The organism is Tepidiforma sp. (assembly GCF_034432735.1).
Lineage (GTDB): Bacteria > Chloroflexota > Dehalococcoidia > Tepidiformales > Tepidiformaceae > Tepidiforma.
Window position 1 is genome coordinate 26,616 of sequence record NZ_DAOUBJ010000001.1, and the last position, 13,332, is coordinate 39,947.

14 protein-coding genes and 1 pseudogene are annotated in these 13,332 nt (G+C 69.3%); 9 read left to right on the top strand and 6 right to left on the bottom strand.

From position 1 onward, the window contains the following. Positions 1 to 95 precede the first annotated feature (95 nt). Together VAE53_RS00125 and VAE53_RS00130 are read left to right on the top strand one after the other, a co-directional pair. The gene (locus VAE53_RS00125) at positions 96 to 755 is read left to right on the top strand and encodes a M23 family metallopeptidase (protein ID WP_322817325.1); all 660 of its coding nucleotides are present in this window, start codon (positions 96 to 98) and stop codon (positions 753 to 755) included. Between the two features lie 111 nt (positions 756 to 866). Next, positions 867 to 2,687, top strand: a complete 1,821-nt coding sequence (locus tag VAE53_RS00130; protein WP_322817326.1) for an ABC transporter substrate-binding protein — start codon at positions 867 to 869, stop codon at positions 2,685 to 2,687. A gap of 87 nt (positions 2,688 to 2,774) precedes the next feature. Here VAE53_RS00130 and VAE53_RS00135 read toward each other — a convergent pair whose 3' ends face one another. Further along, a complete protein-coding gene (locus tag VAE53_RS00135) occupies positions 2,775 to 3,602 on the bottom strand; it encodes a hypothetical protein (protein WP_322817327.1) in 828 nt (275 codons plus the stop codon). Positions 3,603 to 3,809: 207 nt separating this feature from the next. Here VAE53_RS00135 and VAE53_RS00140 point away from each other — a divergent pair, with 207 nt between their 5' ends. After that, a complete protein-coding gene (locus tag VAE53_RS00140; protein WP_322817328.1) occupies positions 3,810 to 4,028 on the top strand; it encodes a hypothetical protein in 219 nt (72 codons plus the stop codon). Between the two features lie 4 nt (positions 4,029 to 4,032). Then, positions 4,033 to 5,046: a GNAT family N-acetyltransferase gene (locus VAE53_RS00145; protein ID WP_322817329.1), complete on the top strand. Its 1,014-nt coding sequence runs from the start codon at positions 4,033 to 4,035 to the stop codon at positions 5,044 to 5,046. Here VAE53_RS00145 and VAE53_RS00150 read toward each other — a convergent pair. Next, on the bottom strand, positions 5,043 to 5,798 hold the full coding sequence (locus VAE53_RS00150) for a methyltransferase domain-containing protein (RefSeq protein WP_322817330.1): 756 nt from the start codon (positions 5,796 to 5,798) through the stop codon (positions 5,043 to 5,045). The two genes, VAE53_RS00145 and VAE53_RS00150, sit on opposite strands and share 4 nt — an antisense overlap. A gap of 107 nt (positions 5,799 to 5,905) precedes the next feature. Here VAE53_RS00150 and VAE53_RS00155 point away from each other — a divergent pair, with 107 nt between their 5' ends. From VAE53_RS00155 to VAE53_RS00165, 3 genes are all read left to right on the top strand, one after another. Further along, the gene (locus tag VAE53_RS00155) at positions 5,906 to 6,238 is read left to right on the top strand and encodes a metalloregulator ArsR/SmtB family transcription factor (RefSeq protein ID WP_322817331.1); all 333 of its coding nucleotides are present in this window, start codon (positions 5,906 to 5,908) and stop codon (positions 6,236 to 6,238) included. Between the two features lie 75 nt (positions 6,239 to 6,313). Continuing rightward, positions 6,314 to 8,404, top strand: a complete 2,091-nt coding sequence (locus tag VAE53_RS00160; RefSeq protein WP_322817332.1) for an MMPL family transporter — start codon at positions 6,314 to 6,316, stop codon at positions 8,402 to 8,404. 33 nt (positions 8,405 to 8,437) lie between these two features. Then, positions 8,438 to 8,710, top strand: coding sequence for a DUF2892 domain-containing protein (locus tag VAE53_RS00165; protein ID WP_322817333.1), 273 nt, complete (start codon positions 8,438 to 8,440; stop codon positions 8,708 to 8,710). 63 nt (positions 8,711 to 8,773) lie between these two features. Here the strand turns inward: VAE53_RS00165 and VAE53_RS00170 are convergent, their stop codons facing one another. The 3 genes from VAE53_RS00170 to VAE53_RS00180 all read right to left on the bottom strand — a co-directional run bounded on the left by VAE53_RS00170 (position 8,774) and on the right by VAE53_RS00180 (position 10,817). Further along, the gene (locus tag VAE53_RS00170) at positions 8,774 to 9,040 is read right to left on the bottom strand and encodes a glutaredoxin family protein (RefSeq protein WP_322817334.1); all 267 of its coding nucleotides are present in this window, start codon (positions 9,038 to 9,040) and stop codon (positions 8,774 to 8,776) included. A 1-nt stretch (position 9,041) separates the two neighbouring features. After that, positions 9,042 to 9,998 (bottom strand): prolipoprotein diacylglyceryl transferase, encoded by a 957-nt coding sequence (gene lgt, locus VAE53_RS00175; protein ID WP_322817335.1) that lies wholly within the window; start codon positions 9,996 to 9,998, stop codon positions 9,042 to 9,044. 72 nt (positions 9,999 to 10,070) lie between these two features. Then, positions 10,071 to 10,817, bottom strand: coding sequence for a hypothetical protein (locus tag VAE53_RS00180; protein ID WP_322817336.1), 747 nt, complete (start codon positions 10,815 to 10,817; stop codon positions 10,071 to 10,073). Between the two features lie 168 nt (positions 10,818 to 10,985). Here VAE53_RS00180 and VAE53_RS00185 point away from each other — a divergent pair, with 168 nt between their 5' ends. Further along, complete coding sequence (locus tag VAE53_RS00185; RefSeq protein WP_322817337.1) at positions 10,986 to 12,272, top strand: multidrug effflux MFS transporter; 1,287 nt, start codon at positions 10,986 to 10,988, stop codon at positions 12,270 to 12,272. Here the strand turns inward: VAE53_RS00185 and rlmB are convergent. Continuing rightward, positions 12,190 to 12,969 carry a 23S rRNA (guanosine(2251)-2'-O)-methyltransferase RlmB gene (gene rlmB / locus VAE53_RS00190; protein ID WP_322817338.1) on the bottom strand — a complete coding sequence of 260 codons (780 nt, stop codon included), beginning with the start codon at positions 12,967 to 12,969 and terminating at the stop codon, positions 12,190 to 12,192. The genes VAE53_RS00185 and rlmB overlap by 83 nt on opposite strands. A gap of 63 nt (positions 12,970 to 13,032) precedes the next feature. Here rlmB and VAE53_RS00195 point away from each other — a divergent pair. Then, positions 13,033 to 13,332: pseudogene (locus VAE53_RS00195) on the top strand (tRNA (N(6)-L-threonylcarbamoyladenosine(37)-C(2))-methylthiotransferase MtaB); the annotation flags it as partial.

Genomic DNA, 13,332 nt, shown 5'->3' on the forward strand with positions numbered 1-13,332 from the left:
CCTCCCATGGCCCGGCCTATGAGGGAATTCCCCTAATCGCAGGCCGCGTCACCGCCCACTTGGTGCTCCCCAGCGAGTGCCCAATCCTCGCCGCCATGGATACACCCACCTTTGGCCCGGCTGTCCTCGAACGCGCCAACTATATCGGACTGCCTATCTCGGGCACCATCACCGCGACATTCGGCAGCCGCACGATCCCCGAACACGCCGGTGGGCATACCGGCGTCGATATCGCCGCTCCCGCAGGGACTCCGGTGCGCGCCCCTGCCGCCGGCGTCGTCGTCGACGTTCGCAGCGGCGATACGGTCTTCGGCCAAGCGGTCGAGCTCGCCCACCCCGGCGGCTGGCGCACCCACTACGCCCACCTCCAGCGGGTCGATGTCCGCGTCGGCCAGGCGGTCCGTGCCGGCGATGGACTCGGGTTGTGCGGTTCCACCGGGCTGAGCACCGGCCCCCATCTCCATTGGGGGCTGGCTCGCGGTCATTCGCCCGCCGTGCGCGGGCCCGGCCTCGCCGACCCCCTCGCCTACGTCGTCCCCTTTCCACCTGCGCCCAGCCGGGAGCGGCAGCTGCGGGCCGCCGCGGCCGCCATCTACGCCGGCCTCCAAGCCGCCGGGGCCCTCTTCGCCAGCCAGGCCGAATCCGACCTCGAGCCGTATCCACCCGGTTCCGATGAACAACTGATCCTCGCGATCCAGCGCGCCGCCAACCCCTTCCTCGCTCGCTGGCTCCCTCCGCTGGCCGCGATTGGTTAAGCGGCCACTAAACGAATGCATCGACAAACCCGGCATGATGCGTATACTCCGCGGCGGCAGGATCTATCGCAGCTATAGAGCCTGTCGAACGAACGAGGGGGATTGCCTACCGTGCCTGATCGCGACAACTACTGGACCCGTAAACTCGCCCGCCAGGGCATCAGCCGCCGTCGGCTCCTCGGGAGCGCGGGCATGGCCGGCGTCGGCGTCGCCGCGCTCGGCCTCGTCGGCTGCGGCGACGATGACGACGACGACACCGGCGGGGCCGCGACCGCGACGCGGCCCCCGGCTAGCTCGCCCACCGCTGCCGCGTCGCCCACCCAGGCAGCCAAGCAGAAGGGCGGAACCGTCCGCTTCACCTCCGCCGGCAACACCTGGGATACCTTCGACATCGACCGCTCCCGCTTCACCCCGGTGTCCACGCTCTTCGGTTGGACGAACCTCGGCGTTGTCCAATGGGAGAGCTACACCAATGGCAAGATCGGCGGCGCGCTCGCCGAAAAGTGGGAGCAACCCGACAAGCAGACCATCGTCTTCACCCTCCGGCCCAACGTCTTCTGGCACAACAAGCCGCCCGTCAACGGACGGGCCACCAAGGCCGAGGACATCGCCAAGTTCATCCAGCGCAACGTGGCCGGCAAGCTCCGCGACGGCACCGACGACCCGAACTTCTACCGCAAAGCCGCCTTCCAGACGGTCGACAAGGTCGAGGTCGTCGACGAAAAGACCGTCCGCGTCACCCTCAAGTCGCCGAACCCGTTCTTCCTCAATACCCTCGCCGGCGCCTACGCGAAGGTCCAAGCACCGGAGGCTATCGACGCCTTCGAGAAGGATTACGCCAACCTCAAGCCCGAGCTCGTCATCGGCACGGGCGGCATGATCCTCACCTCCTTCAAAGCCGAAGGCGAACTCCAACTCGTCCGCAACGACAAGTTCTACACCCAGGTGAACTGGGACGGCGTCAAATACCTCAACCTCTTCACCGACCAGTCGGCTCAGCTCGCCGCCTTCGAACAGAAGCAGCTCGACTCGTTCACGCCGACCCAGAACGCCGTCGCCGATGACCTCCTCAAGCGGTACCAAGGCCAGATCACCGAGGCCAAGCAATTCTCCGCGAACCCTCAGGCCGGCACCTACTACGGCGGTGCCGCCCCGTGGAACAACCCGAACCTCATCGGCGCTATCTTCCGCGCATTCGACCGGCGCGCCCTCATCCAATCGCTCCTTCAGGGCAACGCCGTCCTCTCCGGCAACGTCCCACCGACACAGGCCGCCTTCACCATCACCGAGAAGGAGCTCGTCACCTTCCCCGGCTACCTCGAAGACCGCGCCAAAGAAGAGGCCGAGGCGAAGAAGATGTGGGAAGCCGGCGGCGGCCCCGCTCTCGGCGAAATCATCGTCGACATCCCCGACATCTGGGAGGGCCTCTACTCCGGCGGCGCCGCCCTCATCACCAACCAGCTCCAGAAGGTGCTCGGCAACAAGTTCACCGCCAAGATCGAACCCTACTCCACCATCACGACGAAAATCGTCAAGCAGGAGTACGGCAACGGCAAGAACAACATCTGGTTCGGCTGGATCACCGAGATCACCGATCCTGAGCCCTCGCTCCTCAACTTCCTGACGTACAACTCCAAGAACCCGCAATTCCAACAGTTCGGTGTCAAGATCGACAAAGTCGACCAGCTCACCGACGCCCTCATGCAGGAGTTCGATATCGCCAAACGGCAGGAGATGAACAAAGAGGTCACCCGCGAGCTCATCAAGAACTACGGCGCGGGCATCCCCTACACCCTCGTCGGTGTGAGCCGCATCATGCGCTGGAACTACTTCAAGACCGGCGAGATCGTCCCCTTCGTCACGAGCCATCAGGCCGTCACCGAATCCTGGTTCGACCAGAACGACCCGACCTGGAAGGGCCGCCCCGCCTGAGGCCACCCGGCCAACCCATCGTCCACCGAGCGAGGGGGCTGCATCCGCAGCCCCCTCGCCACGTTCGGAGCGATTTCCCCGCCGAGCTCAGTAATAGGCCGGGCCGCGCTCGACCTGCGCCTCCAATCGCGCGAGCGCGGGCCAGTTCCGCGCGTCCAGCCGCAGTAGCGCCGCGTACTTCCGCGCCAGCTCCAGGTGACGTTCGTCTTTCGTCTCCCGGTATCGGTTGAACGCGTCGAGCATCTTGTCCGCGATGAGCTGCATGTCGATGCCCATCACGTAGCGGTCCGAAATCTCGTTCAGCGCCTCCACGTAGACCTCGAAGAAGCGCGCGAGCCGCTCCAGCGTCTGCCGCAGCCGTACCCACTCCGCCATGTCGTGGCGAGCCGCCATCTCGTAGTAGCGCCGCCCCAGCGTGATGAAATACTGCCGGTCCACGTGGGGCGCCCCCCCGAGAGGCCCCCCCGGCCGCTTGCGCCCCAGGCTCGCCGGAAACACCCCCGAGATGAACAGCGCGTTGTCGCCGTACTTCCGGTACGCCTCGAACGCGTTCTGGTAGGCACCGCTCGGGCGCGACGTCTCCTCCATCAGCTCCGACAAGTAGGGCATGAACCCGCGGCCAGGCCCGAGCGAAAGCTCCGACGCCTCTAGATACCGCTCCAGAAGCCGGCCAAGGTAGGTCAGCGTCTCCGCATCCCGACTCCGCCGATTCACGTACAGCGCCTTGATGAGGAACAGGTCGAGGATGTCGCCCAATCGCAGCGCCGTCAGCTCGTCGATATCGTCGTAGAAATCGCTGATCAGCTGGTCCACCTTCCGCGCGAAGGCGCTCGTCGCCACGTTCGAGCCATCGTGCGCGCGGATCGTCTCCCGCAGCCCCGCAATCTCCTGTGTCAACAGTTCCGGGTCCGGCATCGGCCTCCCTCCCTGCTGCTCTCCCCTTATCCGTAGCGAACGGCAGCTCACCCCGTCAAGAACAGTAGGGAGTTTCCGGAAGGCGGGAGCGGCGAACCGCCGAATGCCATGGCGAACCGTGCCCCGGCGGGCTGACCCATGGACCCGTTGCCCCGCCGCTCGCCCCACCTCCCACCTTCCACCGCCCAACCCGTACAGTTACACCTGATGACCGAACGCCTCCAACCCCTCCGCCTCGCAGCCCGCTGCCTCTACCTCCAAGTGACGATGGGCGACCCCCGGCGCGGCCCGGGCCTCGTCAACCTCTGCCGGCACATCGTCCGCGATGGCCGCCAGTGCGTCGGCCCGTTCCTCGACGACACCGAAACCAGCTGTGGGCTCTGGGAGGAGCGGCCCCGCTCCCAGACCCCCGGCTTGCGTGGCTAGCCCCATGGACGACCCCTCGGGCGCGCTCCAAGCCCTTCCCCTCATCACCTCCGAAGCCCTCGACGACCTCGCCCCCGAATGGGAAGCGCTCGCTGCCGCCGTTCCCGGGGCCGCCCCGTTCCACCTGCCGGCCTGGCACCGAACCTGGCTCCGCCACCACGGGGCTGCCGCCGAACCCGTCTACCTCTCCATCCGGCGCGACGACCGCCTCATCGGCGTCGCCGCCCTCGACCTCCAGCCCGGCGGCGCGACCGACCTCGGCGACCCGAACGTGCGCGATTACGGCGGCCCCCTCGCGCTCCCCGGCGAAGAGGAGGCCGTTGCCGCTGGCATCCTCGAGTGGCTCCGCGAAGACTTCACAAGAGCGTTCGAGCCCTGGGGAATCCCGGCCGATGGGCCCTGGCCCGCTGCCTTCCGCACCGCCGCCGAACGGTACGGCTGGTCGTTCGCTGCCGAGCCCGAAGCCACCTGCCCCGGCATCGACCTCCCCGCAACCTTCGACGAATACGTCGCCTCCCTCCCCAAACACGACCGCCACGAACTCCGCCGCAAACTCCGCAACTTCGAAGCCGCCGGCGCAGCCGCCTTCGAACGCATCACCGGGAGCGGCGTCGGCGAACACCTCGACCTCCTCTTCGCCATGATGCGCGCCAGCCGGGCCGACAAGGCTGCCTTTCTCACGCCGGAGCGGGAGAGCTTCTTCCGCGCGCTCGCCGATGCCTTCGCTCCGGCCGGACAGCTCGCCCTCGGCCTCACCACCCTCGATGGCCGGCCCGTCGCCGCCACGCTCACGTTCGAACTCGGCCCGACCATCTTTCTCTACAACAGCGGCTACGACCCAGCCTTCGCCCGCCTCGCGCCCGGACTCGTCAGCAAAGCCCGGGCCCTCCGCGACGCCATCGAGCGCGGATTCGCACGATTCGATTTCCTCCGCGGAGAAGAGCCGTACAAGCGCCATCTCGGCGGCACCGATCGCCAGCTCCTCCGCCTCCGTCTCGAAGATCGCGCTGGTCGCTAAGCCGGCTTCACCGCCCGGATCACCGCGATCGGCTGCGAAAACCCCCATGGCTCGTCGCGAATCTCGAACGCCGCCCGAATCGGCGCCGGCGCCTCGGCCAGCAGCCGCCGGATCACCGCCACCTTCTCCGGCGGCGTGCGTTGCCGGGCGACCCAGTCCGCCCCGTCGAGCGCCAGCACCATCCGGTAGACCATCTCCGCCTCGAAGCCAGCGCCCCGCAGCATCCGCAGCCACTCCGAGCCGCGGTAGTCGCGCACATGCGAAGGGTCGCGCAGCAGCTCGATCGCGTTCAGAAAGGTATCGGCGGCTGCGTCCTCCGGCGCGACCGTATCGGCCACGACGAACCGACCGCCCGGGCGCAGCACCCGGCGCACCTCGTCCACCACCCGGCGAACGTCCGCGAAATGGTGCGCCGCCACCCGGCACGTCACCGCGTCGAAGCAGCCATCGTCGAACGGCAGCTGGGCGGCATCCGCCTCGCGAAACGCGATGTTCCCCACCCGGCGGCTCGCCGCCAAATCGGCCGCCGTCTCCAGCATCGCCGGCGTCAGGTCGATAGCCACCACGCGGGCCGCCCGAGGCGCGCAGGCGAGCGCCGTGTGGCCGGCACCCGTCGCCACATCGAGCACCAGCTCCACCCCCGTCAGCCCCGCAGCATCGACGATGACGGGCAGATCGGGCCCGCTCGCATGATAGGAAAACGTCGCGTAGGCGTGCGCGGAAGGTCCGAACTGATCCTGGACACTACTCACTACATCGGCACCCCCACGGCGTGGTCGCTCCATCGTGACAGCCCCCGCCCGCCCTGTCGACCGTCCCGATTTGCGTTTCATCGCTCCTTGCCGATAAAGTTACGGATATGGCCGAGATGGTCCCCGCCCACCTCCTCGAACCCGTCGCCGAGCGGTTCCGCATCCTCGGCGATGCCACCCGCCTCGCGATCCTCCGCACGCTCATGGCCGAAGGCGAGCTCAACGTCTCGCAGCTCGTCGAACGCCTCGGCATGAGCCAGGCCAACATCAGCAAGCACCTCAAAACGCTCGCCGATGCCGGCATGGTCGCCCGCCGTTCCGAGGGAACCGCCGCGTACTACCGCGTCGTCGACCCGACCCTCGCGACGCTCTGCGACCTCGTCTGTGGCCGCCTCCGCGAACAGGCGGAGGCCGAGGCTCGGGCCTTCGCGGCCAACTAGTCGCCCATCTCAGCTCGCAAGCACTACCAGGGAGGGAGTCCGTTGGACACTGTATCGCTACATCGTCATGAACCGGTGATCTGGCGCCCGGGCCCGCTCGGCCGCCTCGGCCGCTGGATCGCTACCCACCGCCTGCCGGTCGTCCTCGCTTGGATCGTCTTCGCGGGCGCGCTCGGGGCCTTCGCTCCCCGGCTCGAGCACGCGCTCTCCGGCGCCATGTGGGAGGTCGCAGGCTCGGACTCCCTCGCCGCACGCCACATCATCGAGCGCCAGTTCGGAGGCTATTCCTCCCAGTCGGCCGTCGTCGTCGTTTGGTCCGATCGCACCACCGCCGACGACCCGGCGTTTGCCGCGAAGGTCGCCGCTGCCCAAGCGGTGCTCGCCGCCGAGCCGGCCCTCTCCCCCGCCCTTCCCCCGCAGCCCGGCCCTGACGGGCGAACCGTCATGCTCCAAGCTGGCGCCCGTGTTCAGCCCACCGAGGCCGTCCGTGCCGCCGAACGCATCGCCGACGACATCGCCGCCCTGGGCGACGACACCGTCCACGTTGCCCTCACCGGATCCCCTGCCTTCTGGGCCGATTTCAACGCCGTCAATCGCGAAGGCATGATGAAAGCCGAGATGCTCACCTGGCCGGTGACGCTCCTCATCCTCGTCCTCGCCTTCGGCTCGCTCGCTGCTGCTGGCCTTCCCCTCCTGCTCACCGCCGCCGGGCTGATCTCCGCGATGGGCGTCCTCTACGGCATCACCCGCCTCACCGACCTTTCGATCTGGACACTCAACTTCGCCATCATGTTCGCCCTCGCCCTGGGCATCGATTACGCCCTCTTCATCGTCTCCCGCTTCCGGGGCGCTATTCATGCCGCGCCGACCGACCGCCCCCTCGCCGTTGCCGTCACCATGGACACCGCCGGCAAGGCCGTCTTCTTCAGCGGCCTCACCGTGCTCATCAGCCTCTCTGCCATCCTTCTCGTGCCCATCCCCGCATTTCGCTCCATGGCAGCCGGCATGATGCTCGCCGTCACCTTCGTCCTCCTCGCCGGATTGACCCTCCTCCCCGCCGCGCTCGGCCCGTGGATCAACCGCCTCGCCCTCCCCTGGCATCGTGCGGGCGAACACCGGAGCCCCTGGTGGGCCGCCTTCGCCCGGCGCGTCCGGGGCCGCCGCGCTGCCCTCGCGATAGCCTCCACCGCCTTGCTGCTCCTCCTCGCCACGCCACTCCTTCGGCTCGAGACCGGGATGCCCTCCATCTCCGTCCTCCCCCGCGACGAACAAGCCCGCCAGGGCTACGATGCCCTCGCCGCCCGCATGGGCCCCGGTGCGCCCGGCCCCATCCAGATCGTCGTCCCGCCTGGGAGCGACCCAGCGGCCATCGCCCGAACCGTCGCGGCCACGCCCGGCATCGCCCTCACCTACCCGCCGCAGCCCGGCGCCGATGGCTCCGCCCTCGTCACCGCCATCACCGCCTTCGACCCCTCCAGCCGCGAGATCATGGACGTCGTCGCCTCCCTGCGCGAACGGCTTCCCGCCAATGTCCTCGTTGGCGGCCCCGTCGCCGAGAACTACGACCTCGACCAGGCGCTCCGTGCCACCGCGCCGCTCGTCATCGCCATCGTCCTCGTCCTCGGCTTCCTCCTCCTCCTCTTCGCCCTCCAAGCCGTGTTCATCGCCTTCGCCGGCGTCATCTTCAACCTCCTCTCCGTCGGGGCGGCCTTCGGCATCGGGGCGCTCGTCTTCCAGCATGGCTGGCTCGCCGGCCCGATGGGCTTCGAAAGCCAGGGCTACCTCACCTCCTGGGCGCCCCTCTTCTTCTTCGCCCTCGTCTTCGCCATCTCCATGGATTACACCGTCTTCCTCCTCGCCTCCGCTCGCGAGCACTTCGAGCGCTCCAACGACCCGAACGACGCCATCGATGGCTCGCTGGCCCACACCGGCCGACCGATCGTGGCCGCCGCCGGCGTCATGATCGCCGTCTTCTACACCTTCGCCCTCGCCGGCACCCTCCCGATGAAGGAGATGGGCCTCATCCTCGGGACCGCCGTCCTCGTCGATGCGTTCATCGTCCGGCTCGTGCTGGTCCCTGCCGTTCTCGCCATCGTCGGCCGCCGCGCCTGGTGGCTCCCCCGCTGGGCCGATCGCATGCTGCCCGACGTCCGCTTCGCCCACTGACCGACCGCACACCCCGAAAAAGGAGCTTCACCGATGCAACGCGCCACCCTCCGCCCGGCCCCACGCCCCTCCCGGTTCGCCCTGTTCATGGCCTCGAAAGCGGGGCGCACCGCACGCGTCGCGCTCGGGGCCACCATGGTCGGCGCCGGGCTCTTCCTCGTCGGCGGCCTGCCCGGCTACGCCCTCGCCCTGGCGGGCCTCCTGCCCATCGTTGCCGGTGCGCTCAACCTTTGCCCGGTCGCACCGCTTTGGGGTGGCCACTTCTTCGGTTCGCGCTATTGCGCCGCCGAACCCCGCCATCGCTGACCGAACTCCCACGCCGCCGGGCGCCGCCGCCAGCCCCGCCCGCCCGGACAGCCGCCGCCCGCCTCAGCCCTCCCCGCCCGCGAGAAGCTCCTCGAGGTGTGCCGCCAGCGCGCCCTCCACGATGGGCGCCTTCGCGATGACCCGGCCACCGACTGCTACTACGGGCACCTCCAGGAAGTAGCGCGCTTCGAGGTCGTGGTCGGTCGCGATATCCACCGCATCGACCACGATCGGCAGGCGACGAGCCAGCCGCACGAGCACCGCCTCCGCCCCGTCGCAGAGGCCGCAGTCACGGGTCCGGTACAGCGTCACCCGGAGGGGATCCGCCATCTCAGGCGCGAGTTGCTTCGGCTCCCGCAGCCCCGCTCTCGCCCTTTGGCGGGGCGATGTCGTCCGGCAGCCGGCCCCAGACGCGCAGCGCGTACTCCGGCGTAATCGGCCCCGGCTTCTTGTAGAGGATGCCCGCCGCTATCACCGCGATGCCGAGTGTCAGTGCCGCCGTCACCTGGGGCACCGGGATGCCCGCCAACGTTTGTTCATCGATGCGGAAGTAAGAGAGGAAGAAACGCATGATCCCGTACATCGCCACGTACGAACAGAATACCCACCCCGGCACCTTGATTACCCGGTAGCACACGAAGAGCAGGATCCCCAGGATGAGGAAGTCGCCCAACAGCTCGTAGCCGCCCGCCACCGGATGCACCGCATAGGTATCGAGCGGCCGGAGCGGATTCGCCGGATCCTGATTGAGCAAGTTGTACTGGTACTGCGGGCTATCGGGGTGGAGGTATTTCACCCCCCACGGCAAATCCGTTCGCTTCGCGATGTGCTCGCCGTTGATCAGGTCGCCGATGCGCCCGATCCCCTGCCCCAAGATCATCCCCGGCGCCGCCGCATCCAGCCCGATGCCGATCGGCCACTTGTGCCAGATGGCATAGACGAGCCCTCCGAGCACCCCTCCCAACAGCCCACCGTAGAGCGTGATGCCGCCCTCCGTGATGCCGAACACGATGCTCGGCAGGTCGTTCTGGAATCGGTCCCAGTGTTCGACCACGTAGAACAGCCGCGCGCCGACGATCGCGCAGGGGACCCCCACGAGGGCGATCTCCTGCGCCACCTCCACCGGGATACCATCCCGCTTCGCCAGCCACACCGAGAGGCTCACCCCTGCGAGGATGCCGATCGCCGTGAAGAGCCCGTGCCACGTCAGCGTGAAGGGCCCGAATTGGGCCATCACCGGGTCGATATCGATCGAAATGGCGAGGAAGAGCGTGGAGATAGCACCCATAACTCGCCAAAGGGTAGCGCCACCGGCGCCGACGCGATAGGCCACCCCGCCCGCCGGCGGGAAAGAGTCCGTTCAGCTTGGCCGGCGCGCCCGCGCCTGGGCTGCCCGAAGCGCCGCGGCGTGTGCCGATCGCTCCGCACCCTCCTCCAGCGGCCCGAGCCTCGCCGCATCCCCGTAGCGGCGCTGGAGCCCCCAGAGGATGAGCGTATCCGCCAGGGCCGGATTCTTCGGCAACACGCTGCCGTGCAGGTAGGTCCCGATCGCCCGCTTCCGCCGCGCCCCCTCCGTGCGGTCCTCGCCGTTATTGCCGAATCCGAGCCGAACCGTGCCGAACGGCTCCTGGCCCGTCGCCAAATACGTCCGACCACCGTGGTTTTCGAACCCGACGACCTCGCCGAAGGGTGTCTCGACCACCACGTCGCCGATGCACCGGTCCGCTACCGGCCCCGGATGCCGCGTCTCAGCGTCGAACACCCCGATGCCAGGAATGACGCTCCCATCGTGGTCCACGTAGCGGTGGCCGAAGAGCTGGAAGCCGCCGCAGACGGCCAGCACCGGGAGCCCCCCCTCCACCGCCTCGCGCAGCGCCGGGCCCCGGGCCGCGAGGTCCGGCGCCACCCGTCGTTGCTCACGATCCTGCCCGCCCCCGATCAGCACCAGGTCCACCGTGTCCGGGTCGAACCGGTCGCCGAGCCCGACCGCCACCACCTGGAAGCCGATGCCCCGACGCTCGCACCGCGCCCGCAGCGCTGCCACGTTGCCGCGGTCACCGTAAAGGTTCATCACATCCGGATAGAGGTGGGCCACCCGTAGCTCCATGCACCCCAGCGTAGCAGGTCGGGTGGCCCACCGGCGGCGCTCGCGCTCCATGCCTCGCCCGCATGCCCGACCGAGCCCGGCGCCTCCGCCCGGCCGGCAGGTCGTGCCCCTTGCCGCCACCCCGAGCCCCCGGCTCCCCCTGTCTCCACGCCCGAGGTGCCCCGTAGGATGCGCGCTGTGACCGCCGCACCGCCCTCCCGCGTCGAGCGCCCGCTCGCCACCGCCGTCCTGGTCGGCATCGCCGCCCTCGCGCCCATCGCCGTCGATATCTTTCTCCCCTCCATGCCAGCGATGTCGCGCGAGTTCGGCGCGAGCGAGGGCACGGTGTCGCTCGCCGTCACCCTCTTCATCGTCGCCTTCGCTGGCGCCCAGCTCTTCTGGGGCCCCTTGTCCGATCGCTCCGGGCGTCGGCCGGCCCTCCTCGCCGGCCTCGCCCTCTTCGTCGGCGGGAGCCTGCTCTGCCTCGTGGCCGCCAGCATCCCGGTTCTGCTCGCCGGGCGCGTTCTCCAAGGGCTCGGAGGCGGCGTCGGCCCGGCGATCGCGAACGCCGTCGTCATCGATACCTATCGCCGCGAGCGTGCGATCGGGGTCCTCGCGCTCATCACCCTCTCCATCGCGCTCGCCCCGATGATCGCCCCCGTTTTCGGCGGCATCATCCAGGAATACGCCAGCTGGAGGGTCGTCTTTATCTTCCAGGGCGCCGTTGGCGTGCTCCTCGCGGCGGCGTTCTTCCTCCTCGTCCCCGAGACCAATCGCAACCCCGACCCCGCCGCGCTCCGCCCCCGGCGGCTCGCTGCCAACTACCGCCGCCTCTTTCGCTCCCGAACCTTCGTCACGGCCGCGTTGCTCATGGGCCTCCTCTTCGCCGGGCAGCTCATCTTCATCTCGACGAGCTCCTTCGTCCTCGTCGACGACCTTGGCGCCAGCCCGCTCGGCTTCGGGTTCGCCTTCGGGTTCGTTTCGTTCGGCATCATGGCCGGGGCGACGGTTTGCCGCCGCCTCAGCAGGCGCTGGCCTCCCGGCCGGATCGTCCTCACCGCCGCTGCGACGGGCTGGGCCGCCGCCACCGTCATGGTCGGCCTCGCCGCCAGCGGCGCAGCCAGCCTCCCCGCCACCGTCATCCCGGCGTTCCTCATCCTCGCGGGCAACGGCATGGCCCGGCCGGCCGCCACCGCCACTGCCCTGGGCGAATTCCCCGAGATCGCCGGTCTCGCTTCGGCCGTCCTGGGCTTCAGCCAGATGGCGCTCGCCTCCGGAGCCAGCATCGGCTTCGCCGCCGCCGTCGAACCGGGGCCGGGCACGCTCGCCGGCGGGATGTTCGCCGCCTCGTCGGCCGCCCTCGCCCTCCTGCTCCTCGGCCGGCCACCGGCCCTCAGCCTCCGGGCACCTGCTCCGGGAACGGATGTTGCCGGCGCCACAGGTAGGCCAACGCCCCCGTCGCCACCGCGACGTTGAGCGACTCTACCCGCGGGTCCATCGGCAGCGCTACCCGGAAGTCGCTCTCCCGCAGAAGCAGCTGCCCGACCCCCTCCCCCTCGCTCCCCACCACCAGCGCCGTCCTCCCCGGCCAGTCGAACACCGTGGCCGCTTGGCTACCCTCGCCCGCATCCGCAGCCACCACCCAGTAGTTCGCCTCCTTCAGCACGCGCACCGCCTGCGCCAGGTTCTGCGGCGCCGCCACCGGCGCCACGAAGCTCAGGCCCGCACTCGCCCGGTGCACTCCCGGTGTGATCAGTGCCCCGCGGCGGAGCGGCAGCACCACCGCATCTACCCCCACCGCGACCGCCGTTCGCAAAATGGCCCCCACGTTCTGGGGGTCCGTCACGCGGTCCAGCAGGAGCACCAGCGACCGCGCGCCCGCCGCCCGCGCCGTCGCCTTCAGGTCGATCGGCTCCACCGGGCGCACCCGCGCCAGCACCCCCTGGTGCACACCATCGCCCGTCAGCTCGTCGAGCCGCCGCGCCTCCACCGCCTCCACCCGGAGGCCAGCCGCGCGCGCCCGTTCCACCAACGCCAGGACTCGCTCGTTCGTCGCCTCCCGATAGTACAGAAGCGCCTTCGCGTGCCCCGTTTCGAGCGCCATCGCCACTGGGTTCACCCCGAACGCGATGTCGTCCGGCGTACTGTTCGGTTTCGGGCGAAGCCGGGCCATGCCGCGAGTTTCGCATGCTCGCGGGAGAGGCGCGCCTCCCGCCCACTGTCGTACCCTTGGCATATGCCGCGCCCACGCGCCGCCGTCCTCACCCTCGGTTGCAAGCTCAACCTCGCCGATTCCGGCGAAATCGCCGCCGGCCTGCGTACCGTCGGCTTCGAGGTCGTCGACCACGTTTGCGAAGCCGAGGCCTACGTCATCAACACCTGCTCCGTCACCCACGTCGCCGACGCGAAGTCCCGCAAGCTCATCCGCGCCATGCGCCGGCTCTCTCCCACCGCCCGCGTCGCCGTCACCGGCTGCTATCCGCAGTCGGCCGGATTCGAACCCGTTCGCGAGCTCGGAGCCGACTTCGTCGCCGGC